A 24956-nucleotide genomic window follows, 5' to 3' on the forward strand; every position below is an offset into this window, starting at 1 on the left:
ATTTGCAGAACCACTAAAGATGCGGGCGCTCTTAGGAGCCTTCGTCTGTATTGGTGAATAGTTTTCTGAAGAGACGGAAACGCTTCTTCTTTTTCTTCTTTGGGAGAGGCTCAAAACCTGACGCGATTGTTGCTGTCTGTGCGCTGCTTGGGTTTTGTCCAGTAATAACTGGTTGCACAGGGTCAGAATTAATAGGCTGCGATCCACGCAATTCTGGAGTATTTGATTTTGGCTGTAGCGAAGTAACTTTTCTTCGTTTCGGCTTACGTTTTGGCAGAGGTGCCGGCAAAGCAGCGAGCTTTCTTGCGCTTTCTCTCTTCGCAAGCTCCTTCTTCTCTTCTTCCTTTTGCAACTCTAAGGCCCGAAGACGGGATGCCGCGTTCGCACGGTTGCCTTCAAGTAGAGAACCTTCTGTAGAGTTTAAGCCAGATGCATCATCAACGGTCACGGGAGAAACAGACGCAACCACGGCGTTATCCGTCACATTTTCTAACGCAGCATTCCCTGTACTGACGGGAACGATTGCTCCTGATGGCGTATTTGGCGCAAAGGCTGGTCGCACCAATGGCGTCGGCACTCTGCTTGCTAAATCCTGACGATAATCGAAATCACTATCCCCGGGGATCAAGTGAACGATTTTGTACCCTTCTTGACGCAAAATCCGCAAATATTTGGGCAGTGCAATTGCTGTTTTTTCCTGAATATCATGGAATAAAACAATGCCGCTCCCCTCGCCGCGTGTTCGGCGTAATGTGGTTTGCAACATTTCCTCGGGCGTTTGATCTTTCCAGTCCCAGCTATCAATATTCATATGAAAGCCGACGAGCCCATACCCTTTGACAATTGCATCTGTCCGTTTAGAGCGGGCAAGATAGGGATAACGGAAAAAATTAGATAGCTCGTGGCCCGACCCTTTAAGCGCTGCTTCAGCAGAAGCAATGCCGCGCCTTACTTCAGCATCCACGCCGTCGCTATTGCGCTTTGTTAAAAGGGGATGGCTTTGTGAGTGTGTTCCAACGGTGTGACCTTCTTTGGCAACACGAGCAAGCAAATGAGGGAATTGTCTGGCTGACCGCCCCAACGCAAAAAATGTCGCAAGCACGCACTCGTCCGCTAATGCTTTTAGTATCGGCTCAGTAATACCCGCGCGCGGCCCATCATCGAAGGTCAACACAACTTCTTTTCGTCTCAACCCAAGGCGAGCGTGGTTATCAACCCCGACCAAAAACGCATTTTTTGGCGATACTTTAATCGTGCGATGCACCCCAAGCTTACCGGCGCAAGCTTGAGCAGACCCTGAATTAACGCTTTGCGTGGTCGGTTTTCGCAACTGTATAGATGTGGTTGGCGCAAGCGTTCTAAGGGATGGTGTGGACGTTGGTGCAGCTGTTAAAGGCTCCAAAGGAGAACGCGTCACGCCTTGTGCCGATGCGGGCACCGCAACTGACAAGCATAACAGCCCCGAAAGCACGAGCTTTGAGGCGGGTATAAGCTGTTTCAGCTTTTGTATATTTAGATGTTCATACAGTTTGATCATCGCATTCTATCGTTGCATCCAATTTGATGCCGAATCCTCTTCGCACCTACTATCATACCGACGAATTTTCGTTAAATCACAATAGCAGGAGCACCGAAACGACGGTGTACGCGCTGAACTTATAAACAGTTACACGTTTACATCCTTAAATTTGGGTAAAAATAAGCCATACACAAGCGTTTGTGATGGTTATTAAGCGCTTTTTGTTAAGAGCGGAAAAAAGTCACACTGTTTCATGAGACGATTTTCCTGATGAACGAGGGCGCCAAGCTCTGCACTACGACGTTTATAATCTTGCCATTCTGGATCTGCTTCCATTACAGCACGCTTTTCCGCGCGATCTGCTGCATCTTTATAGGCCCAAAGGTGCACAAACTGATTGATGTTACCTGTTTCAGTCGTCATCCAAGCAACAGGCTGGCCAAGAGCGCGGCTTTGTGGTGCTTTGCCAAACTCTTTGTAAAGCTCAATATGTTTTTGCAACATGCCAGGCTTACAGGTGTATGAGCGCATATCAATCAGCATCGTTTTCTTCCTCGCTTAGTCGTTTAATAGGTCGCCAGCCAAGCCCTTTTCAATCAGCTTCATGGTTTCTTCCACCCCATAAAGCTGGATGAAGGAACCAAAGCGTGGGCCCTGATCTTGACCAAGCAGCACTTGATAAAGAGCTTGAAACCATTCGCGCAAGTTTTCAAAGCCATGCTCTTTGCCAACAGAAAACACTTCTGTTTGAAGCACATCTGCGGCTGAATCTGTGGGTAGCTTTCCAAGACGGCCTGCCAAATCTTCCATCGCAGCGCGTTCTTGATCGGTTGGTGCGCGGAATTTTTTGGTTGGCTTTACGAAATCAGCAAAATAGCGAATGGCGTATCCAACAAGCTCATCCAGCTTGGGGTGCGTTTCAGGCGTTAGGCCTTCTGCATAACTTGAAATGAAGCCCCAAAGTGTTTCGCGGTCTTCGGCGTTGGAAGCGGATACCAAATTTAGCAACATCGAAAAGCTAATCGGCATGTCTGCAGCAGGCGCGACACCACCGTGGATATGCCACGCAGGGTTTTGCAACAAGGCCACTTCATCAGCCTCTGCAATTTTGGAAGCAAAAGTGAAATACTCATCCACGGCTTTCGGGATCACATCAAAATAGAGCCGTTTTGCTGTCCGAGGCTTTTGGAACATAAACAGGGAGAGACTTTCAGGAGAGGCATAAGACAGCCATTCATCAATGGAGATGCCATTACCTTTGGTCTTTGAAATTTTCTCGCCTTTATCATCCAAGAACAGCTCATAGACATAATGATCTGGCGGACGAACACCTAGGATGCGGCAAATTTTGTCATAGACGTTGGAATTGATCTGGTGGTCTTTACCGAACATTTCAAAATCAACATCAAGAGCTGCCCAGCGCATGCCGAAATCTGGTTTCCATTGCAGCTTCACATTGCCACCTTTGACCGAAATTGTAACATCGCTGCCATCTTCGTCTTCAAAGGTCACCATGCCGTCAGCCGTCACCTCTTTCATCGGCACGTATAAAACATTGCCTGTGGTCGGCGAGATTGGCAAAATTGGCGAATAGGTCGCCCGACGTTCTTCACCGAGTGTTGGCAACATCACGTCCATAATGTCTTGGTATTTTTCACACGCCTTCACCAGCATGTCGTCAAATTTGCCAGACGTATAATAGTCTGTGGCACTGGCAAACTCATATTCAAAACCGAAGCTATCAAGAAACTCACAAAGTTTCGCGTTGTTGTGATGAGCAAAACTTGGGTGTTCGCTATCAAATGGATTGGGTACGCGGGTCAGCGGCTTATTCAAATGTTCAGCCAGCATGTCTTGATTGGGAACATTGCCCGGTATTTTGCGCATGCCGTCCATGTCGTCTGAAAAGCAAATCATCCGCGTTGGGATTTTGTCTTCTGTCAAAACACGAAACGCTGTGCGCACCATTGTTGTTCTAGCCACCTCGCCAAAGGTGCCAATATGCGGCAAGCCAGATGGGCCGTAGCCTGTTTCAAACAAGGCTTCTTTCTTGCCTGTTTGCTCAAGTCGTTTCACCAGTTTACGCGCTTCTTCAAACGGCCATGCTTTTGATTTCCGGCCAGCCTCAACCAAAGCGGGCGTAATGGTCAAAGGGGCAAGAGCGCCTGTGCTGGCATTCGGCATAATAATTCCTTTTAAGAAACTTTATAAAACGGGAGAAGAAGGCTCAATGTTGGCGCGAAACTAGGGGTCAGCCCGAATTGGGTCAAGCCGTTGAGACGCACCAGTTGCCAAAAACTGCACTTTTCATCCCTTAAATGTTATGGGTTTCACGAACAGGTAATAGTTTCTTGATGTAAACGGCATTTGACCTTACACATCAGTTGACTAAATTGCTTCATAAAGCAGATCAACGGAGTATCCCATGAGCAGCCAAATTTCCCATTTTGAAGCCCTGATCTATGTCATGGTAACAATGTCCGCAGTCGATCAAAGCATGGATGAAGCCGAGCTTCTACGCATCGGCGACATGGTGAAAATCTTACCGGTCTTCCGCGATTTCAACCCTGACGATCTGGTTGACGTGGCAACTGTTTGTGGTGACAAGCTGCGCGAAGATGATGGCCTTGCTGACGTTTTGACCATCGTCGCCGAAAGCTTGCCTCTCCACCTATACGACACAGCCTATGCATTGGCTGTTGAAGTGGCGGCGGCTGATTTGCACATTGAACAGGAAGAACTTCGCTTCTTGCAAATGCTTCGCGATCGTTTGGACCTTGATAAACTCTCTGTTGCAGCTATCGAATATGGCGCCCGTGTTCGCCACCGCTTAGCTTAATCACCAACAATAAAGTGAGATTGCTGGTTGGATTTCATCGTCGACAATGAACCGATTATTCGCCTAACTGCCTTTATCGGCATTTTTGGGTTGATGGCGCTATTGGAAATCTGGCTACCACGGCGCGCACGAAGCAAAATTGACGACAAGCCAGTAAAAGCTGGACGCTGGCTTTCTCATGGCGCGCTCACAATCGTCAACAGCGTGACGTTGCGGTTGATTTTTCCAGCCGCCGCCGTCGGCACCGCGGTTTATGCTGAAGCTAATGGGTGGGGGTTATTCAATCTATTTGATGCGCCCCTTATTGTGGCCTTTGCCGTTTCATTTTTGGTTTTAGATTTTTCTGTTTGGCTAGAACACTGGGCAAGCCATAAGCTGCCGATTTTATGGCGCATCCACAAAATGCACCATGCGGATGTTGATTTAGATGTAACGACCGCTTTGCGGTTTCATCCGTTGGAAATTATCCTGTCTATGGTTTGGAAAGCCGCCATTGTGGTCGCCCTCGGTGCGCCAGCCTTTACGGTGCTCTTGTTTGAAGTTGTTTTGAATGGCATGGCCATGTTCAACCATTCTAATGTCAAACTGCCGCTGGCGCTTGATCGGATCGTGCGACCATTCTTTGTCACACCCGATATGCACCGCATCCACCATTCAGTTCATGCAATTGAGACTGATAGCAATTACGGGTTCAATTTCGCGTTTTGGGATCGGATTTTCAAAACCTACACGGTCGATCCTAAAGACGGGCATGAAAACATGACAATCGGCTTGAACGAGCATCAAAATCGAAAGCCGGTCAACCTGCTTTGGAATTTGGTTCTACCGTTTTTGAAAATTAGAAAAAATTAACTGGGAAATATTTCAGATAAATTTCTGAGTATTTGCCTTTGCGCATTAAGCGGATCAACGCGTCATTCAACGTGTCTTTCAAATCTTGCCGACCAATTGGAACAGCCATTGAAAGGCCGCTGCCGAAATAGTCGGTGTTGATGTAAGGTCCACCAACGAACGTGCAGCAATCTTTAGCAGAGGCACTTTGAAGCCAGAATGAAGTCTGCACTCCGTCAGCAAAACCGATCTGCACCAAGCCCTTCAAAATACCTGCTCTCAGCTCGTCCTGACTATCAAAAGGCAACAATTCATTGTCTGGGAAGAACCGCTCTAAGAAGGCTTGATGGGCTGTGTCTTTTTCGACGCCGATCTTTAATCCTTTTGGCGTTTTAAAATCGCCAAAAGTTTCAGCAAATGCTGCATTGGAAAAAAACCGTGCAGGAAAGCGCAAATAGGTTTTTGTGAAAGCAAGCTCTCTGATTGTGCTATCTGTCAGCGCAAGCCCAGCAACAATTGCATCGCCCTGCCCCCGCTTTAACGCCTTTTGCAAATCATCCCAAGGCAAAGCTTGCATGGTGCAACGGGCTTTGATCTCCAAACAAATTTCTCGAGCCAACCCAATATTAAAACCGTCAAGATTTCCTGATGGGTCGATGAAATTAAAAGGTGGGAAGTCGCTCGTTGTTAAAAACCGAATTGAGCGGACTGTTGTCGTCTTTACCGACGATGCCGTTGCGTTTGGATTGATAAATTTTGGAACTTCAACGCGATTTTCTTGTGCATTCGAAATTGATCCGTAAAATATTGCACAAAATAAAAAAATTAACTTGAAGATCAATAATAATTGACCAGCAAACAACCTATTGCAATTCCAAATTGTGTCATACGATAGTCTGGTCATATCAACTAAGGCTCAATTAATTTGAATACTCACATTCCGCCTGAGCCGACTGAAAAATCGGGGACGGATCAAGTTGTTTCTGCTGACTTATTCTTAACCGAAACTGCCGCCTTAGTCACGCCACTTGAAAAGCAAATTCAACACACGCTTAACACAGATAATTCTTCGCAAGATGTGTTTGTACGCGAACTCGAAGACGATATCGCGTTTTTGGTCCATCATGGATTTGACTTCAACACTCTTTGGGCCATCCAACTAGCTGCAAAGCAACATGCGGTTGAAGCCCACCAAGAACTCATCGCCAGCGGGTTTGTTACCGAAGAGGTTTATTATCGTCTTCTCGCCCATCATTTGGGATTGCCATTTCTTCAAAGCATCAATCCAGCATTGGTTGAGATTGACCACACTGATCGCCACATCATTTCCACACTTCGAGAAAACCCACGGCTTTTACTTCACCCAGCCTCTGGCACATCAAAGTTAGTGATTGCACCAAAGCGACGCGAGGCGCGTGACCTATTTATCCGGCTAACGAATGCACCTGAATTGCGAGAACGGTTTTTCATTGCAAGCCCTCGCATTATTAAAGGGGCCCTACTCAACCACCTTAAGGCGCCATTAGAACAACACGCCTCATCAACGATGCGAAAGTTCATGCCGCAATTTTCCGCTTTTGAAGTCAACAGAAGTATTATTTTGTGGTTTTGCATAATCAGCCTGATCGGCCTTTTATCATTGATATTTTTTGGCCAACACATCGTTGTTGTTTCTGCCGGCCTTATACTCAGCTTGCTATTTTTCAGTGCTGTATGCATCCGACTACTCGCCGCCTTAGATCTGCATCACAATAAGGCGCAAATTCCAATTCCATCCCGCTCAGCAGATGAACAATTACCGATTTATACAATTTTGGTTGCCCTTTACAAAGAAGACAACATTGTCCCTGACCTCATTGCTGCTTTGAATGACATAGATTGGCCACGGGCCAAATTAGACATCAAACTGATTATTGAAGAGGACGACCTCCTCACACGCCAAGCACTGGAACAGGCGACAGCTAATAATTCTATTTTCAACATTCTAGTCGTGCCTGCTGGTTCCACGAAAACCAAGCCCCGTGCGCTCAATTATGCACTTACTGTCGCACAAGGCGAATTCGTGGTGATCTATGATGCAGAAGACCGACCAGACCCACAACAATTGCGCGCGGCCTATCATCGTTTCTTACATGCAGACATTTCAACCGCCTGTATTCAAGCACCGCTTGTCATCGACAATGCAAATCGGCGCTGGCTTTCTACTATGTTTGAAATTGAGTATGCGAGCTTGTTTGATGGGCTACTCCCTGCTCTTTCAAGCTGGCGCGCTCCTATTATGTTGGGCGGCACATCAAATCATTTTCGCACTGATATTTTGCGGGCCGTCGGTGCGTGGGACCCGCACAATGTAACAGAAGATGCAGACCTTGGTATCCGGCTTAAACGGTTCGGCCATAACATTGAGATGATTGATGTCCCAACATATGAGGAAGCCCCAGAACAATTTGGCATATGGCTAAAACAACGAACTCGCTGGTTTAAAGGCTGGATGCAAACAAGCATTGTGCATTTGAGAAACCCTACACGAACTTTGAATGAGCTTGGTTTTGGCCGCTTTTTAAGCCTACACCTTTATTCATCTCTCTTGCTCATTTCTGCGCTTGGGCACCCATTCTTCATAACCTATTTATTGTATCAGTTTTCTGCTGGCATTTTGGGTCGGCCACATGATGTTTTCTTTCTTCTAACAGCCAACCTTATCTTTGCTTATTTAGTGCATATGCTTCTCGCCTATCGGGCATTAGCCTATCGCGGGAAACAGAAACTCTTCATCTACAGCCTGACATTGCCGCTTTACTGGCCGCTCTTATCGCTTGCTGCATGGCGGGCGCTATTTCAGCTTTATTCCGCACCGCACTTTTGGGAGAAAACACCCCACGGCACGGTGAATCGGCAATCGCCACCTTGGCAAAAACAGAACTTGGAAAACGTTAGCGGTCCGTCAAAGCGGTAATCACAGCGCGAAGCTCTGCAACGCCTTCGCCTTTTTCACTCGATGTGGCAATCACCTCAGGGTGAGCAGCTGGCCGTGATTTAAGCGCCGCGTAGACTTCATCCGTTACGCGTTTTACCGCTGGCACTTTGATCTTATCCACCTTGGTCAAAACAACCTGATAAGACACGGCGGTGCGGTCCAGCATATCGAGAACTTCGATGTCATTCTTCTTCATGCCGTGCCGACTATCAATCAACACATAAACACGGCGCAAGTTCGTACGCCCGCGCAAGTAACGCATGATCAAATCAGTCCATTGCTCAACCAGCGGCTTAGGTGCTTTGGCGTAGCCGTATCCTGGCATATCCACGATGGCGAGTTCAGCCTTTTCAACTTCGTCAGGTAGGAAGTAGTTCAAGAACTGCGTCCGACCCGGCGTGTTGGATGTGCGCGCTAAACCCTTGGTGCCTGTAAGCGCGTTGATCAGTGATGATTTGCCCACATTGGAGCGCCCTGCAAAGGCGATTTCCAGACCGTCAAATTCTGGCAAGCCATGCAGATCCGCGACACTTAATAAAAAGGTCCACTGTCTTGCAAAGAAAAGGCGGCCCTTTTCCAGTGCCGCCTTTTGAAGTTCTTCGTCATTACTCATGACTAATCCGTTTTTTCAAGCTGTTTAGATTTCTTGTTCTTTCTAAACGTATCCAGCACATTGCCAAGAATATCCACTTTCACGCCTTGGCGTGTCATGATGACATATTGCTGCATGACCGACAAAAAGTTGTTCCATGCCCAGTAGATCACGAGACCCGCAGGGAATGTTGCAAGCATCACGGTGAAAACCACAGGCATCCAGTTGAAAATCATCTGCTGCGTTGGGTCTGGTGGTGACGGGTTTAGCTTCATTTGAACAAACATTGTGATGCCCATAATGATCGGCCAAATGCCAATTAGCGGCATCCACTCTGGCAAGCTGAACGGCAATATCCCGAACAAGTTGAAGATCGTGGTTGGGTCAGGTGCCGCCAAATCTTGTATCCAACCAAAGAATGGCGCGTGACGCATCTCGATGGTGACAAACAACACCTTATAGAGCGAGAAGAAGACCGGAATTTGAATGAGAACTGGCCAACAACCAGCAAGCGGATTCACCTTCTCTTCCTTGTAAAGCTTCATCACCTCTTGTTGCTGACGTTGCTTATCATCTTTGTTGCGTTCTTGAATTTCCTTCATCTTCGGCTGCAACAATTTCATCTTACTCATTGAGACGTAAGAACGGTTGGCAAACCAGAAGAAGAGGATTTTGACGATCACTGTCACGCCCAAAATCGCAACACCGAAGTTTCCAAACACACCAAACAACCAGTGGAGAAGATAAAACAACGGCTTAGTGAGGAAGTAGAACCAACCCCAGTCAATCATCAGCTCGAAGTTTTCAACTTCCAATTTTTCTTGGTACTCATCAATCAACGTTGTCTGTTTTGCACCAGCAAACAAACGTGTCGTCGCACTGGCTTCACCACCTGCTGCAACCGTAATCGGGTCAGACAAGAAATCTGCTTGGTAAGAAGGGAGTGTACCCGGCTTATGAGCAAAGCGGCCTTTAAACGGTGTTTGTTGTGGTGGGATTAGCGTGGCAGCCCAATATTTATCTGTGATACCAAGCCAGCCAGAACTTGTTTTCTCGACCTCTTGCACATTGTTGTCGTCTTCAAGGTCGTCATAATCAATTTCTTCAAGACCAATGTCCTTGCCGAAAAAGCCGATCAAGCCTTCATGCAAAATCCAGATACCTGTAGTGCTTGGCTCACCGCGACGCGATACAAAACCGTAAGGATAAAGTGTTGCAAGCTCGCTGCCGCTGTTTTTCACTTTGTCCGTAAGCGTGAACATATAGTTTTCATCAAGATCGTAAGTCCGCTCAAAGGTAAGGCCTGCGCCATTATCCCATGTGAGAACAACAGGCTTGCCGACGCCAAGCTCTTTATTGCCTGAAACGTTCCATACAGTCTCGCTGTTTGGTAAGGCGGGACCACCGGCTGCTGCAACCAAACCAGTTTCAGCGTAATAAGCGTTTTCGCTACCGACTGGGTGGAACAAACGCACCAAAGGAGAATCGTCGACATTTTCTTCGTTATAATCTTTGAGCAAAAGGTCATCGATGCGACCGCCAACCAAATTGATTGACCCGCTGAGGCTTTTTGTTTCAATCGCAATCCGCTTATCGCTCTTAAGAGCTGCTTCCAGCGTTAGCGCTGCGTCACCGCCTGCTGCAGGAGTCACTGCGGAGCCAGGTGCTGCTGGAACAACACCACTTGCAGGCACTTGTGCGTTTGTCGCGGACGTGTTCGACCCAGGTGCTGCCGGGACTGACGGCGTTTGTGCCGTTCCATTTGCTGCTGCTTGTTGTTCAAGCGCTTGCTGCTCTTCAGCTAATACGCGGCGTTGCTCTTCCTGCGGACCAACAACGAAAACTTGCCACCCCAACAAAACCATCATGGAAAGCACAATAGCTATAATGAAATTCTTATTATCCTGCATGAGCGCGTGTCGTCCTGTCAGTATCGCTGGTCGTTTGCTTTTGATGCGACCGTGCGGTGCGTGATTTATAGGGGCGTGCGGGCTTACCTTCGCCGCGCGCCAGTCTCTTTAGCGTGCTTTCAATGTCAGCGCAAAGGGTATTGAACTCAACGCTCAAAGCTTCTTTGCGTCCAACCAGCACATAGTCGTGGCCGTTTTGGAATAATTCCGAACTTGTCACCCGCACTGCTTCGCGCATTCTTCGTCGCACACGGTTGCGAATAACGGCATTGCCCACTTTCTTAGTCACCGTAAATCCAACTCTTGGATCAAGCAAAGAGCTATCCGTTTCATCGGATGCATCACTCTGCTCATTACGCTGCATAACGAAAGATTTTCTCGGCATAAAAACGCCTTTAGCCGCATTAAGAAATGCGGCTCTCTTCTTCATCACATTTAGCGAAGATGTGTGGGTGGAGACCAATGGTTACACCCTTAAACTCGCGTTAAGCTGATAGCTTTTTGCGGCCTTTTGCACGGCGGGCAGCAAGAATAGCACGTCCACCGACGGTTGCTTTGCGCGCACGAAAACCGTGACGGCGTTTACGAACGAGATTACTTGGTTGAAATGTACGTTTCATCGGATTTTCCCATGGTATCCCACAGGCCTCAACTTTTTAAAGCGGGTTGGCGAATTTACAAGAAAACCACTATTTAAAGTTTCTTCTTGCTACCGTCTTCATTACCCGCGTTTTGGATATGGCGGCATATAGATTGAATGTGGGGGTAAAGTCAATGTCTATCCGCCCAGAATACGCCATGAAATCAGCCAATATAATCCGCCATTTCAGATCATTCGCTACAGAACCTTAAATATTGTCGATGGGCTTGTATGTTTTCATCACAGAACCGTGATATAAAACATGATAGGATAACATGTTCGTCAAACCGCATTTTTGTTTGTCTGCTGTTCAGAATTATTCCTATATCATAGTTTAAGTGCAACAGACTTTTAACGGTCACATTCCAGAACTTCAGGCAATCATACGCCTTTTGCAATGGCATGCTAAGTAATTAAAAATAACAAACTGGAGCAATCCTCGATATGGCTTTGGACGACACAGCTTCGAACCAACCTGACACAAATAAACCGAAAAATTCCGGTGGCTTAGCTAAGCGCCTGGTGCCACTTGGCGTCATCGTAGCCTTGCTTCTTGTTGGTTATTTTTCAGGTGTACATACTTATCTGTCGCTCGACACTTTGTCTGAAAACAAAGCTGCCCTTGATGCTTTTGTTCAAGACAATTTTGTTTTGGCAATGGGCTCATACCTCATTATCTACATTGTCGCCGTCTCGATCTCCTTTCCCGGCGCGAGCTTTTTGACAATTGCTGGCGGTGCAATTTTTGGCTGGCTAATTGGCGGGACATTGACAATTTTCGGCGCAACAATTGGTGCCTCAATCATCTTCCTTGTTGCCAAAACCTCGCTCGGCGATTTCCTTGCTGAAAAAGCAGGGCCGCGCATGTCTAAGCTTCGTGACGGTTTTCAAAAAGATGCTTTCAATTATCTTTTGACCCTACGCCTTGCCCCTGTCGTGCCGTTTTGGATTACTAATTTGGCACCGGCCTTTTTTGGCATGGACCTTGGCCGTTACGCCTTGGCGACCTTCTTGGGTATTATTCCAGGCACCTATGCTTACTCATTCATCGGCGAGCAAGTGGGTACCAGCTTTGAAAAAGACTCCAACATCGTCACCAATGTGACACTCGGCTTGGCAGCTCTTGCCATCGCCTCAGTGGTGCCGCTCATTGTGAAATATATCCGCAATCGCAAAAACCGATCAGCAACGGACACATCAGCGTAAGTTTGACGAAACATCCCTATTAAGTTTACAGCTTCAAAGAGAATTTGGACTGCAACATAACAATTGAAAATTTGGAACGTTAAATGACTGAGATACTAAAACCAGATATCTGTGTAATTGGGGCTGGATCCGGCGGCCTCAGTGTAGCAGCAGCCGCGGCTTCTTTTGGCGTCTCCGTTGTTTTGATTGAAAAAGACAAAATGGGTGGCGATTGCCTCAACTATGGCTGCGTTCCGTCTAAGGCAATGATCGCTGCTGGTAAAGTTGCCAAAACTTTCCGCCAATCTGAGAAATTTGGGATCACACCCGCAGAGCCTGAAGTTGATTTTCAAAAAGTTCATGACCATGTCCACGGCGTCATAGCCGCGATTGCGCCAAACGATTCCGTCGAGCGATTTACAGGCCTCGGCGTGCGCGTGATCACAGAGGCTGGCCGTTTTCAAGACAGCAAAACAGTGATTGCTGGCAACTATGAGATCAAAGCACGGCGTTTTGTTGTCTCAACAGGCTCATCAGCCTTCGTGCCGCCTATTCCAGGCCTTGAGAATGTCGATTATCTGACCAACGAAAACCTGTTTGAAACCACCGTGAAGCCAGAACACCTTATCATCATTGGTGGTGGCCCAATTGGCATGGAAATGGCGCAAGCCCATCGCCGTCTTGGTTCAAAGGTATCTGTTGTCGAAGCGATGCGCACATTCAATCAATTCGATCCAGAACTTGCCTCTATTGCGCTTGATAACATCAGGCAAGAAGGCGTCGAAATTCATGAGCAAACGAAAGTTGTTCGCCTTGAACCATCCGTTGACGGCGGCGTTGATGTAATTGCGGAGAAAGATGGCGTAGAAACCGTCATTTCTGGCTCGCACCTTTTGATTGCAACAGGTCGTGCGGCCAATATCGCAAACCTTGATCTTGAAAAAGCAAATATCGAATTTGAACGACGCGGCATCACGGTTGATGCGACAATGCGCACAACCAACAAACGTGTTTACGCCATTGGCGATGTTGCAGGTGGCCTGCAATTTACCCACGTCGCGGGCTACCATGCTGGCCTCGTTATTCGTGCCATTTTGTTTAGAAAAAAAGCAGAAGAAAACCGACGCATCCTGCCGTGGGCGACTTTCACTGATCCAGAAATTTCAAATGTTGGATACAGCGAAGCTGAGGCGCGCGAAAAGTATAAAGAAATTCGCGTGTTGCGTTGGCCATATGTCGAAAACGACCGCGCTCAAGCAGAACACAAAACAGCTGGCCTGATCAAAGTTATCACCGATAAGAAAGGTGTTATTTTGGGCGCTGGCATTGTGGGTGCAGGCGCGGACGAAATGATCAACATTTGGGCGCTTGCTGTTTCACAAAACATGAAAGTTAGCGCGATGACTGGCTATGTATCGCCTTATCCAACCATGAGCGAAATTGGCAAACGCGCATCGACGGAATTTTACAAACCACTGCTACAAAAATGGTGGCTCAAGAAACTAGTGAGTTTCCTTCGAATATTTGGGTGACAAGCAAACCTGTCACTTCCTGTCGTAAAAGTTACAATCTTTTGTTTGTATTCTTCAAGGCTGGCACATAGGATAAAATAGACTGGCAACTAGGGGTTTCTGTTGAATAAGCAACCTGATCACGAGCTCATACAGCGATCTACCACAACACAAACCCCCGTGGAAAATGAGGGTGCGGAGCCACTCGCTAATTCTCTTATCTCAAAGAAAAAAGGTCACTTTGGCGGCCTGTCAGCCAAACTCCTATTATTGACGATAAGCTTTGTGATGTTGAGCGAGGTTTTCGTCTTCCTACCCTCAGTTGCCAAATTCCGAAATGATTGGCTGACCGATCGCCTTACCCGTGCGCAAACTGTTTTGCTTGTCTATCAAGGCGAAAGTGGCGGTGGGGACAACATAAAGACACCTGAAGAAATAAGCCGTATGGAAGCCGCCCTTAGAAGCTTTGATGTGGTGACCTTCGCCCAAAGGCAAGATGGCCGTCGTCAGCTGGTTGCGATGTTGGAGCATAATGCCAATGAAATGGGCGGACAGTTCGATGTTAATGAAACAGGTGCTTTCCAATCTATTCGAGATGCAGTGGATACGCTCCTAACCTCACAGTCGAGGTCTATCTTGGTTCGCGGCTCCCCACCTGGAAGCAACAAACTTTTCGAGGTTATCGCCCTAGAAGCACCGTTGCGCGCTGCCATGCTAACCTACACGCGCAATGTGATGATCTTATCTTTGATCATCTCTTTGTTGACGGCAGCAATGGTGTATTTAGCACTCAGCATCTTGTTCGTGCGCCCCATTCGTAACATTGCTAATAACATGGTGGCTTTTTCGCAAAACCCTGAAGCTAAAGACAATGTCATCAATCCCACTAATCGCTCAGATGAGCTGGGTGTTGCTGAAAACGTTCTATCGAGCATGCAAAAAGAACTACAAGGCACTCTTTCAAGTCAAAAACGCCTTGCAAACCTCGGGCTTGCCGTTTCCAAGGTGAACCATGATCTACGCAATATCTTGGCTTCCGTCCAACTGGTCTCCGACCGTTTGACCATGCTGCCTGATCCAGAAGTGCAACGCTTTGCCCCCAAACTCATTGCAGGTATTGACCGTGCCATCGGATATTGTCAGTCAACACTCGTCTACGGTAGCGCCCGCGAGGAAGACCCAAAACGTCAGCTCGTGAACCTCCACAACCTTGTTCAAGAACTTGCCTCTCTGCTGGAAGTCGATGATCACAAAACCATCAAATGGGAAAACAAAGTCCCAGATACACTCGAGTTTGATGCAGACCCTGAGCAAATTTTCAGAGTGCTCATGAATTTATCCCGCAATGCTGTGAAAGAGCTGGAAGCAGTCGACAATGGTGCCGTCGTCAAACGCCTATGGATCAAAGCCCATAAAGAAAACGGTTCTACGCAAATTTTAGTCGAAGACACAGGCCCAGGCATTCCAGAACGCGCAAAAGCCCACCTGTTTGAAGCGTTCAAAGGTTCCTTCTCAAAAGGCGGAACGGGCCTCGGCCTCGCCATCGCTCATGAAATTGTAACCGCTCATGGCGGCACAATCAGATTGCTTGAAAAAGAAAGCCCTGGCGCAAGCTTCGAAATCATCATTCCAGACCGTTAATTTGGCCGCAATTAACGACGAAACGCAGAAGTTTCAAAAGAATAGCAACTCTTTGAAAAAAGCGGGTTGCTTTTCGCCAATGAAAGCATTAATCCGTGCAGGACTGTTGCCAACGTCAAACGTTCGCAACCTCAAGACCGATAGGTCAAGACGCGCTCGTAGCTCAGCTGGATAGAGCACTAGACTACGAATCTAGGGGTCGGGAGTTCGAATCTTCCCGAGCGCGCCATTTAAATCAAAGACTTAGCCAATATGACCAATGAGCCAAAACAGCCTGGGGTCACGCCGGGGTCACAAAATAATAATGATAACCCAGAATCAGAAGATTTAGATTCCACGTTATTTCGTGAAGAGTTTAATGACGAGTTCAGCACCCTATCGAACCCATTACCCCATGATGACGATATAATTCAGAGCTTTTTTGAAAGAATTTTAGATCATTGGTTTCTTTTTGGCACCAAACAGCTTGCTCCAAGTAAAATTACTGAAATTTCTGAAACTATAGACACGCTATGCGCAACCAGAAACTTTCTGCGAAGCCCAAGAGCCGTCAGTTCAAATAAGGAGTGTTTGGAGGTCTTAAATCAAAACATAAATTCATTAATGGCCGAACAAACTGTATTGATTTCGAAGCTGAACTGGGTGAATGGCAAAAGGGGCAGGTTCATAGAGAAGCGTTACATGGTTTTGATGGAGTGCGCAGATTTTTGGGAGCGCATTTTGGGAAACGTCGCTACAAAGACAGATAATTCTTCAAAAGAATACGGAAAGCCTGGTCCATTTGGAAGGTTCGTGGAAATGGTAACAAGAAGAGTGATAGGCTTAAGTCACCCAGAGAAAAACAACCTTCATAGGTTCACAGGCAGTGAGGCGGCTGCATTTGTCGGTAATAATAGAGACGCAATTACTGCCTTCGTAACAGAGCGGGTAAAGAGCCCTTCCGATTGAGTTTTGTTTACCCCTTTTACTGAATAAACCAAAAACGTCATCCTGACCTCATAAGCAACTAAGTGAGGTCATAAATGGAAGAAAACTCCACCCAACAAATCGAAACTGTGCGCCAATCAGCAACTGCTATAGGTGTCAGCTACTCTACAATTCGCCGAATGATAGCCGCCGGTGACTTTCCAAAACCAATTCAGTTATCTCCACGCCGCCAAGGTATATTGATTGCTCAACGCAAAGCTTGGATAGCAGCTCGTGCTGGTGAGGCTGCCTGATGCTTCATCCAATCATAAAAACCATCGCAGCCTCTATCCAAGACGCTGCACGTCATTCAGACTTATCCCTTGCAGAAGCGATGGAACGTTTCTCGATCCCACGTGATCTTGCCCTACTCGGGTTTACCCATGCAGGTGTGCGACCTCGCCCAGCTCTCATCAAGAGGGCAGATTGGAATGCCTAAGAAACGTAGTTGGCTTGATACGGGGTTTGTGCCCCATCGCCTTGAGATGAAGCTAAGTCCTGCTTGGAACGTTAAGCCTGTTCCTCTGTGGCGCATACTGGATCGCCTGGAAACAGAACATATGCGACATGGCGGAATGAACAATGGAGAGCTCTTCGTTTCATACAACCAGTTTATGGAGGCTGGTGTATCTAAACGGCGAATTTCATCAATGTTGGAATGTGGTGAGCAACTTGGGTTCATTGAAATTGTGCGGCCGATAGACTCTTGGCGTGGAGATGTTAGAGCCCCTAATCGCTACCGTCTAACGTACCTCCCTACAAGGAATGTGAAACCGACTGATGAATGGAAGAAAATCCAATCCATAGAGCAAGCTCAAACAATTGTTGAGCAGTTTAGCGAGAAGAAAATTCAATCAGAAAAGCGAAAGGATAAAGCATGCTTAGCGAAGGCGTCATAAAGACAGTTTCCCAGCTCCCTTTCCGACATAGTTTCGGTGCCCTTTCCTACACGTTAGGCACTCATTTTCGGTTCCCCTTCCTGCATACCTTCGGTGTCCTTTTGGCTACTATCTTATATATCTTGGGTCGGGCTCCCAGTTTAGGGGGGCGTCATGCAGCATGACAACAGCCTCCCATTGTTCAGTTGGCACAACGTTCAGCAGCGATCATTCCCTTTCCACATCACCATCGCATCGGCAAGGTTCGCCAGGTCGCTCGAACTCTTATTGAGAGAAAGACAGAACAGACAAGAGAGAACTTTCGAAGAGAAACCCTTTCCCGTCTCAGATCGAAGATGCGCAAGCTGGGGCTGTCTGATAAGGTGATTGAATCAGAAATTGAGAATTTCGAAAGCGCTCTGGTTTGTGAAGTTCGTCGTTTGAATTTCTTAGAGCAAAGCTCATGACAGTTGAGAGCTTTTCTACATATCCTATCAACCTGCGAGTTCAGCTCCATCTTCATTACATGGTTGAGCATGGTGATCATCATCATGACTTTGAGCGTGACCTCTTAGGGTTCTGTGAGCGGGACGTAACCTGTATCGAGGAAGTGCGGCTGCATGTATCCATCGCTAAACTCGCTTCACTGATAAGCACCACATCTGAAGACTACGCAAGCGTGCAACAACTAATTGGCCTATGCTTGATGAAAGCTGAGAACTATCTCCTGTTCTGCAATCAGACTACAGGTAGGGCTTAGCCATGCTTCTCACGGCACAGCCACCGCATACACCGATAAACGCACCTGCAGAGCCGTGCAGGCCGACACACATGCTCAAACTGAGTCTTGGCCAAGTAAGTGTGATGGGATGAGGGATTTCTCATTATGCGCCCTAAAGCGGTTCTCTCAGGAAAAAAGGGACCGTACAAAGCTTCTTGCCACATGCGGGACGCAGCACCTCAGCACAAAACGTAATTTATCTCTTGCTAAGGGGATTGATGGTGCATTTTCTATATCTTCGTCCTATCAAAGAATAATTATTATATAAGCTATCGCTACTATTCGAGGGTCACAACCAGTTGCAGCAAACAGTCAGCCGAACAAGAAAGCCGTAATACCCGTTGCAGCTGCAGCATTCGCAGCTGTTCGAATTGTGTTTTTTCCAGCGGCAGGAATGGTGGTTTTACCATCCAAAAGTTTAAGCGCCTCGAAACCCGCAGCGACCAATCCGGTATATTCACCAGATTCAAAAATTCTATCGGTTATGGAGTTGTCTGAAAGGTCTTCTAATGCGCTTGTTACCTCATGGGTTAAAGCCTCATTGGTATGACCACTAGGTTGCACGCCATCCATTTTATCCGCAACTTCAACTGTCGCGATAGTCTCTATATCGCTATACCTATCCTGATGTTCAGCCACATAGCTTTTACTATTCGTAGCCTTAAGCTGGTATTCATATTGTATTTCACCAGTGTCTGTTGAACGAATAACAACATCAGATCCCTCATGGTTCGTGGAACCATGCACTTCGGCGGATGTGTCAGTATGAGTAGCGTTATATCCTTCAACCCATAGAAGTTCGTGATAAATTCCCTTCACATTATTAGCGACGCCTCTCAGTTGTTCAGGTGTTAATCCACTTAAATATTCAGAAATTTCAACTTCATCGGCGGCGTTTAATTCCGTTTTAGACCTACGAATAGCCTCTAGCACCAAATCTTGCTCTTGAGAGCCGCCAAGAGCTGTTTGTGTAAGTAAACTATAGAATACACCCGCAACTAACCCAGCAGGACTTATAGGTAATTTAGCAGCATAAAATTGGAAGCCATCCAAAACAGCAGGCTTAAAATCTGTCAGTATGTGCTGGCTATATTTTAGTGAATTTTTTCCATCTAAATTGGCGCAGATGCTATCAGCATTTTCTTCAAGGTGCTCATGTAGTTTTTGCAGTGAATCGCAAAATTGCAATGCTTCATCAGAATATAAGCGAAAAGGTCTTTCTTCGAGCTTACTCTCAATGCTTGCGGCTAATAATCCGCAAGTTTCAACTATTCGTTTTTCTTCATCAGACAGGTCGTCGTAATTTCGAGATTTTGATGAAAGTACAAATTTGTAAGTTGCGAAACCTACGACCAACCCGAAACCTGATAGCACCAATGCACCTGCGGCCATTCCACCGCCGAAACCAAGCGCCGCAAGTGTTGAATTTGTTAGGGCTGCACCGTGCAGCGTTGCTATTGCGGTTCCAGTACCTGCCGTCCCAAAAGTGCTGACTAGTCCAAATAATGAAGCTGTGCCTACCAGTCCTGCCAATTGAGTTGAAACGACTTTGCCAAACCCTTCCATCCAGCCAGCGGCTTCTTTGTCGCTAACTTGAAGAATGCATGCTGTGATTTTGGTAAGTTCTTCCTTTGTAACAGTGAGAAGCTCAACTGTATCTTCGGGAGCGAAGTATGGCTTTATGATATACCTGATTTTCCCATATTGTTTTTTAGATTCGTCTACAGCACGTTCAACTTTTTCTGTTACTCCAGATTTGCTTAAAAATTCTTTCGTTGGAGTAACCGTTGTTCCAATTAGTACATCACCAGCGGCCCCTAGCTTTTCGCTAGCCCCTGTAGCCTCATCCGCTCTTTGAATCGCTTCTCTTCCAGCCTCAATGGCACTTTTCACCGTTCCTGCAACGGGTTTAAGTTGTTCTTTAATTCCACTTGATTCAACGAACTCGGAGGCTTGCGCTCCAAGCTTTTCCGCACCTTCCACAATCGCCGTTGTTATCTTACTGGATCCCACATCCCTTTTTACTTTCCGACCGAGATCTCTCGCCTTTCTTTGTCCTTTTCTGATACTATTCTCTTCACGAGACATATTATCCAAACCTCATAATTTCGGTTAAATTAGTGGGTGAGCGCCTGACGATTGCAACCCTAATTTCGTATACTGTTCTGGAAGTCGGTAGAAGTAAAAAAGTATACGGGCCCAAGTTTGTCAGAAACGTCACGACCTTAACTTGATGGTGCTGGCGTGGCTGCCTGAACCAATTGCTTGATGTGTCGCTAGAACGGTAGACGCCTTGCAAGGTAAAACTGAACCACAATTCGACGTTATTAGAAAGGGCACTTAAGGGGGGAGAGCGGACGTTGGCGGCAGTGCACAAGTTTGCCTAGAGATGTTCCAAAGCTGCCGTTTGTCGCTGCAATATTGGCAGTGTTATTAATCTGAGTTACCCAATTAATTTATGCGCCCAGTTTTCTCGTTATTTCACAGAATTCAAAAGAATACTGGTTTCGCTGTTCAGTATGCCAGAAATTTCTCGTGCACGGCGTAACAGTCCATCGAATTCCAGCAGACTTATGGTTTCAATTTGGGCAACAAGGTCCCACGCACCATTCGTTGTGTGGAGACTAACGATTTCTGGCATCTTTTTCAGCGATTTCACGATTGACGACGTTAAGTGCCCTTGAACCTCGATGGTCATCACAGCGCGAATTATTTCGCCGCCGGCAGAATTGTCTATATCAATCGTAAACCTTTGAATTGCGTTTGATGCAATCAGACGATCCATGCTGGTTTGTACGGTTGCTCGCGACACCCCCAATTGCTCCGCTAAAATTGTTACAGAAGCCCGTCCATCCCTTTTGAGAAGACCAAGCAGTTTCTTATCCGTCGCGGTTAATCCAAGCACATTCTCACCTTTTGACAAATTGCTAATTTATTCCATCATTTTGATTAAAAATAGCATGTAATAGCGCATTAATCTAACTATTTACTTCATCTAAATCCACAGATAATCATCAAAACAGATATTGAAAAATGATCGTGATGATATGAATTGTGTTTTGGTTGGCGCTCCAGTGGATTCCGGCACGAGGCAACCTGGCTGTGTAATGGGGCCAGATGCTTATCGTATTGCGGGGCTTAAACAAACCATTGAAGAGTTAGGATATCCGGTTCAAGATCGGGGTAACATTACGCCAAGAGCGAATGAAACTGCGCCACATTCTAATGTGGCCGTTCACCACCTTAATGAAACAATTAGCTGGGCTGCTGCTCTAGAGGATGCAGCCTACGCGGCCATTCAACCTTCAACTCTCCCGATATTCTTGGGAGGAGACCATAGTCTTTCAATTGGAACTGTTCCCGGCGTTAGTCGCTATGCAGCGGAAATGGGAAGAGAGCAGTTCGTTTTGTGGCTTGATGCCCACCCAGATTTCCATTCGTTGGAAAGCACAGACAGTGGCAATCTTCACGGTACTCCAGTTGCTTATTTTACCGGCCAACGTGGCTTTGAGGGGTACTATCCTGAACTTCATAACCCAGTTGATCCCGCTAATATTTGCATGTTGGGCATACGTTCGGTCGACGCTGAAGAGAAAAAACAGTTAGCGCAAAACAGCATTGAAATACATGATATGCGCGCGATTGATGAATGCGGAGTGGCGTCACCTTTGCGGTCGTTTTTGAAGCGTGTCAAAAAGGCAAATGGCCTTTTGCACGTCAGTCTCGATGTGGATTTTTTAGAACCCAACATTGCCCCAGCTGTTGGAACAACTGTTCCAGGTGGAGCCACATTCCGCGAGGCTCACCTGATCATGGAAATGCTTTGTGACAGTGGTTTGGTGACATCGCTCGACATGGTTGAGCTCAATCCCTTCCTCGATGAACGTGGGCGTACCGCAAAACTAATGGTTGATCTGTGCGCCAGCCTGCTTGGTCGCAAGGTACTAGACAGGCCAACTCAAAGCTATTGAACGCACAGAAAAATCAACGACTAATCAAAGGATAATCCATGCCTAGCACGACCAATCTACAACCCTCAAAACTTGCCATGGTGCCTTTTGTTAGCGTCGACAACATGATGCGCATTGTGAACACCATTGGTGCGGCAAAAATGATTGCTGAGATTGCTGATTATATTGAAGCTGATTTTTTGCGCTGGGATCAGTTCGACAAGACACCACGGGTTGCGGCCCACTCCAAAGAGGGTGTCATTGAACTTATGCCAACCAGCGACGGCGAAACATACGGTTTTAAATATGTAAACGGGCACCCTGCCAATATGGCACGCGGTTTCCAGACGGTTACAGCTTTTGGCGTATTGGCGCAGGTCTCCAATGGGTATCCTGTATTGCTGTCAGAGATGACAATCCTCACAGCATTGCGCACAGCTGCCACTTCTGCAGTTGCCGCCAAACACTTGGCCCCAAAGGGTGCAAAGACCATGGCGATGGTTGGCAATGGCGCCCAATGTGAATTCCAAGCGCTGGCGTTTAGAGAAGTTGTTGGCATTGAGACCGTGCGGCTTTACGACATCGACCCACAAGCAACCAAAAAAGCCGTCGCAAATTTAGCGGACAAAGGGCTAACGGTCATTAGCTGCAGCTCATCACAAGAAGCAGTTACGGGTGCTGATATCATCACCACCTGCACGGCAGACAAACAATGCGCGACCATTCTAACCGACAACATGATTGGTTCTGGCATCCACATCAACGCCATCGGCGGAGATTGCCCGGGCAAAACAGAATTGCACCGAGACATTCTACTGCGTTCAGACATTTTTGTTGAGTATCCACCACAGACCCGCATCGAAGGCGAAATTCAGCAGCTTGATGACGACCATGCTGTCACAGAACTTTGGCAGGTCATTTCTGGTCAAATCGAAGGGCGCACTTCGAAAGATCAAATCACCCTTTTCGACAGCGTTGGATTCGCAACGGAAGACTTCTCAGCACTGCGCTATGTCCGCGATCAACTAGAACGCACAGGGCATTTTGTTGAACTCGATATGTTGGCGGACCCTGATGACCCTCGCGACCTTTTCGGCATGGTTCAACGCGCTCAATAGCGACCACAAATTATCTGTGAGAATTTACCATGAGTACACACGAACACATTCTGATTGTTGAGAATTTGCATAAATCCTATGGTGATTTGGAGGTGCTCAAGGGCATCTCCCTCACGGCAAATGACCACGATGTCATTTCGATTATCGGTTCAAGTGGGTCTGGAAAATCAACTTTCTTGCGATGCTTGAACATTCTGGAAATGCCAACAAGTGGTGAGATCATTTTCAAAGGGCAAAAGATGCCCTTGTCCAAGCCCGTCAAATCTGGACATTCCGAGCGCAAAGTAACCTCGGAACGGGTGCTCCAAAGCATTCGTCAACAAATGGGCATGGTGTTTCAAGGTTTTAATCTTTGGCACCATCTCAGCATCCTTGAAAACGTGACCTGCGCCCAAATACTCGCTCATAAAAAGGGCAAAGCGGAGGCCGTCGAGACAGCAGAACGTTTGCTTGACCGTGTCGGCATCGCGGACAAACGCAATCAATATCCAAACCAACTGTCAGGGGGGCAACAGCAACGTGTCGCGATTGCTCGAACACTGGCATTGGATCCCAAACTCATTCTCTTCGATGAACCGACATCCGCGCTAGACCCAGAAATGGTTGGTGAAGTGTTGAAGGTAATTGGAGATCTGGCCGATGAAGGCCGAACTATGATCGTCGTAACCCACGAACTTGGGTTCGCAAGAGAAATCTCCAACCATGTCGCTTTTCTAAAAGACGGACTGATTGGTGAGCAGGGTCCGCCGGAACAAGTTCTCGGCAAACCTGAAACTGAAGAGTGCCGTCAATTTCTAAGCATGGCGCTTTAAATTACACTAGGAGGAAAACATGAAAAAATTAGTATCAGCAGTATTGGGCGTTGTCGCTCTCGCTGCAACCAATGCAATGGCCGCAGATAAAATCACCATCGCAACCGAGGGCGCTTTCCCTCCATTCAACGAGAAAAACGCTGCCGGTGAATTGGTTGGCTTTGATATTGACATCGCCAAAGCACTTTGCGCTCAAATGAAAGCAGAATGCGAAATCGTTGCACAAGATTGGGATGGTATCATTCCAGGATTGGTCAACAAAAAATACGACGCCATCATCGCATCAATGTCGATCACGGATGAGCGTAAGCAATCAATCGATTTTGCTGGACCGTATTACTCAAACTACATCGCGATTGTTGCCAAAAAAGGGTCAGGCTTTGATCACGAATCTGCTTTGAAGAAAACCATCGGCGCACAACGCTCAACTGTCTCTTCATCTTGGGTTGAAGAAAAGGCAGGCTCTCGCGGCGACGTGAAACTTTATGACACGCAAACAACGGCCAACTCTGACCTTCTTTCTGGTCGTCTTGACGTAATCGTATCAGACCTTTTGCCAGCTCTTACATGGTTGAAAGACAATCCAGACTACGAAGTTGTTGGCACTCAAATCGACATCAACGACAAGATTGGTATTGGGATCCGCCAAAACGAAGGCGAGCTGAAAAAGAAATTTGATGATGCTCTCGCTGCCATTAGAGCAGACGGAACATACCTAAAGATTTCGAATTCTTATTTCGGCGCAGACATCTTTTAAGCTTTAAGCGAGATGCGGGGGACTTCCCTCGCATTTTGCGTTTTAGCCT

General features: G+C 47.0%; 24 protein-coding genes and 1 tRNA gene. 15 read left to right on the forward strand and 10 right to left on the reverse strand.

The genetic code is table 11. The features are described 5' to 3' along the window. Positions 1-31: 31 nt before the first annotated feature. The 3 genes from ABJO30_05365 to ABJO30_05375 form a co-directional block, all read right to left on the reverse strand. Complete coding sequence (locus ABJO30_05365) at positions 32-1537, reverse strand: polysaccharide deacetylase family protein (GenBank protein MEP3232237.1); 1506 nt, start codon at positions 1535-1537, stop codon at positions 32-34. Positions 1538-1729: 192 nt separating this feature from the next. After that, a complete protein-coding gene (locus tag ABJO30_05370; GenBank protein ID MEP3232238.1) occupies positions 1730-2062 on the reverse strand; it encodes an NIPSNAP family protein in 333 nt (110 codons plus the stop codon). Between the two features lie 15 nt (positions 2063-2077). Continuing rightward, a complete protein-coding gene (locus ABJO30_05375; protein MEP3232239.1) occupies positions 2078-3703 on the reverse strand; it encodes a lysine--tRNA ligase in 1626 nt (541 codons plus the stop codon). 241 nt (positions 3704-3944) lie between these two features. Between ABJO30_05375 and ABJO30_05380 the strand changes: the two genes are divergently transcribed. Both ABJO30_05380 and ABJO30_05385 read left to right on the forward strand, forming a co-directional pair. Then, on the forward strand, positions 3945-4358 hold the full coding sequence (locus tag ABJO30_05380; protein MEP3232240.1) for a tellurite resistance TerB family protein: 414 nt from the start codon (positions 3945-3947) through the stop codon (positions 4356-4358). Positions 4359-4451: 93 nt separating this feature from the next. Then, on the forward strand, positions 4452-5210 hold the full coding sequence (locus ABJO30_05385) for a sterol desaturase family protein (GenBank protein MEP3232241.1): 759 nt from the start codon (positions 4452-4454) through the stop codon (positions 5208-5210). On the opposite strand, the gene ABJO30_05390 is transcribed toward ABJO30_05385, so the two are convergent. Continuing rightward, positions 5197-6093 (reverse strand): transporter substrate-binding domain-containing protein, encoded by an 897-nt coding sequence (locus tag ABJO30_05390; GenBank protein MEP3232242.1) that lies wholly within the window; start codon positions 6091-6093, stop codon positions 5197-5199. The genes ABJO30_05385 and ABJO30_05390 overlap by 14 nt on opposite strands. 21 nt (positions 6094-6114) lie before the next feature. Here ABJO30_05390 and ABJO30_05395 point away from each other — a divergent pair, with 21 nt between their 5' ends. After that, the gene (locus ABJO30_05395; GenBank protein ID MEP3232243.1) at positions 6115-8145 is read left to right on the forward strand and encodes a glycosyltransferase; all 2031 of its coding nucleotides are present in this window, start codon (positions 6115-6117) and stop codon (positions 8143-8145) included. Here the strand turns inward: ABJO30_05395 and yihA are convergent. Genes yihA through rpmH form a run of 4 tightly spaced genes read right to left on the reverse strand, consistent with a single transcriptional unit; the run spans position 8123 to position 11288 of the window. Then, complete coding sequence (gene yihA / locus ABJO30_05400) at positions 8123-8779, reverse strand: ribosome biogenesis GTP-binding protein YihA/YsxC (protein ID MEP3232244.1); 657 nt, start codon at positions 8777-8779, stop codon at positions 8123-8125. The genes ABJO30_05395 and yihA overlap by 23 nt on opposite strands. Positions 8780-8781: 2 nt before the next feature. Further along, positions 8782-10668, reverse strand: a complete 1887-nt coding sequence (gene yidC / locus ABJO30_05405) for a membrane protein insertase YidC (GenBank protein MEP3232245.1) — start codon at positions 10666-10668, stop codon at positions 8782-8784. Beyond that, positions 10658-11098 carry a ribonuclease P protein component gene (gene rnpA / locus ABJO30_05410; protein MEP3232246.1) on the reverse strand — a complete coding sequence of 147 codons (441 nt, stop codon included), beginning with the start codon at positions 11096-11098 and terminating at the stop codon, positions 10658-10660. Before rnpA ends, yidC begins: the two co-directional genes overlap by 11 nt. 55 nt (positions 11099-11153) lie before the next feature. Next, a complete protein-coding gene (gene rpmH / locus ABJO30_05415) occupies positions 11154-11288 on the reverse strand; it encodes a 50S ribosomal protein L34 (protein ID MEP3232247.1) in 135 nt (44 codons plus the stop codon). Positions 11289-11752: 464 nt separating this feature from the next. Between rpmH and ABJO30_05420 the strand changes: the two genes are divergently transcribed. From ABJO30_05420 to ABJO30_05455, 8 genes are all read left to right on the forward strand, one after another. Then, positions 11753-12514 (forward strand): TVP38/TMEM64 family protein, encoded by a 762-nt coding sequence (locus tag ABJO30_05420; protein ID MEP3232248.1) that lies wholly within the window; start codon positions 11753-11755, stop codon positions 12512-12514. 83 nt (positions 12515-12597) lie between these two features. Continuing rightward, a complete protein-coding gene (locus tag ABJO30_05425; GenBank protein MEP3232249.1) occupies positions 12598-14025 on the forward strand; it encodes an FAD-dependent oxidoreductase in 1428 nt (475 codons plus the stop codon). 102 nt (positions 14026-14127) lie between these two features. Then, entirely contained in the window at positions 14128-15645 is a 1518-nt protein-coding gene (locus ABJO30_05430; protein ID MEP3232250.1) for a HAMP domain-containing sensor histidine kinase, read from the forward strand. A 152-nt stretch (positions 15646-15797) separates the two neighbouring features. Next, a tRNA-Arg gene (locus tag ABJO30_05435) sits at positions 15798-15874 on the forward strand. Between the two features lie 23 nt (positions 15875-15897). After that, positions 15898-16593, forward strand: coding sequence for a hypothetical protein (locus ABJO30_05440; GenBank protein MEP3232251.1), 696 nt, complete (start codon positions 15898-15900; stop codon positions 16591-16593). A gap of 74 nt (positions 16594-16667) precedes the next feature. Beyond that, positions 16668-16865, forward strand: a complete 198-nt coding sequence (locus ABJO30_05445) for an AlpA family phage regulatory protein (GenBank protein ID MEP3232252.1) — start codon at positions 16668-16670, stop codon at positions 16863-16865. Beyond that, a complete protein-coding gene (locus ABJO30_05450; protein ID MEP3232253.1) occupies positions 16865-17050 on the forward strand; it encodes a hypothetical protein in 186 nt (61 codons plus the stop codon). The genes ABJO30_05445 and ABJO30_05450 overlap by 1 nt, the downstream gene beginning before the upstream one ends. Further along, a complete protein-coding gene (locus ABJO30_05455) occupies positions 17043-17510 on the forward strand; it encodes a hypothetical protein (protein ID MEP3232254.1) in 468 nt (155 codons plus the stop codon). The genes ABJO30_05450 and ABJO30_05455 overlap by 8 nt, the downstream gene beginning before the upstream one ends. 1072 nt (positions 17511-18582) lie before the next feature. Here the strand turns inward: ABJO30_05455 and ABJO30_05460 are convergent. Continuing rightward, positions 18583-20358 carry a hypothetical protein gene (locus ABJO30_05460; GenBank protein MEP3232255.1) on the reverse strand — a complete coding sequence of 592 codons (1776 nt, stop codon included), beginning with the start codon at positions 20356-20358 and terminating at the stop codon, positions 18583-18585. A 388-nt stretch (positions 20359-20746) separates the two neighbouring features. Further along, on the reverse strand, positions 20747-21175 hold the full coding sequence (locus ABJO30_05465) for an Lrp/AsnC family transcriptional regulator (protein ID MEP3232256.1): 429 nt from the start codon (positions 21173-21175) through the stop codon (positions 20747-20749). Positions 21176-21317: 142 nt separating this feature from the next. Here ABJO30_05465 and rocF point away from each other — a divergent pair, with 142 nt between their 5' ends. The 4 genes from rocF to ABJO30_05485 are packed head-to-tail and all read left to right on the forward strand — an operon-like array spanning position 21318 to position 24907. Continuing rightward, a complete protein-coding gene (rocF, locus tag ABJO30_05470; GenBank protein MEP3232257.1) occupies positions 21318-22241 on the forward strand; it encodes an arginase in 924 nt (307 codons plus the stop codon). A 38-nt stretch (positions 22242-22279) separates the two neighbouring features. Further along, positions 22280-23338, forward strand: a complete 1059-nt coding sequence (locus ABJO30_05475; protein ID MEP3232258.1) for an ornithine cyclodeaminase — start codon at positions 22280-22282, stop codon at positions 23336-23338. Between the two features lie 29 nt (positions 23339-23367). After that, positions 23368-24150 carry an ATP-binding cassette domain-containing protein gene (locus tag ABJO30_05480; GenBank protein ID MEP3232259.1) on the forward strand — a complete coding sequence of 261 codons (783 nt, stop codon included), beginning with the start codon at positions 23368-23370 and terminating at the stop codon, positions 24148-24150. A 19-nt stretch (positions 24151-24169) separates the two neighbouring features. Continuing rightward, a complete protein-coding gene (locus ABJO30_05485) occupies positions 24170-24907 on the forward strand; it encodes a transporter substrate-binding domain-containing protein (protein MEP3232260.1) in 738 nt (245 codons plus the stop codon). Positions 24908-24956: the final 49 nt, after the last annotated feature.

It is taken from the genome of Hyphomicrobiales bacterium (assembly GCA_039973685.1).
GTDB lineage: Bacteria > Pseudomonadota > Alphaproteobacteria > Rhizobiales > JACESI01 > JACESI01.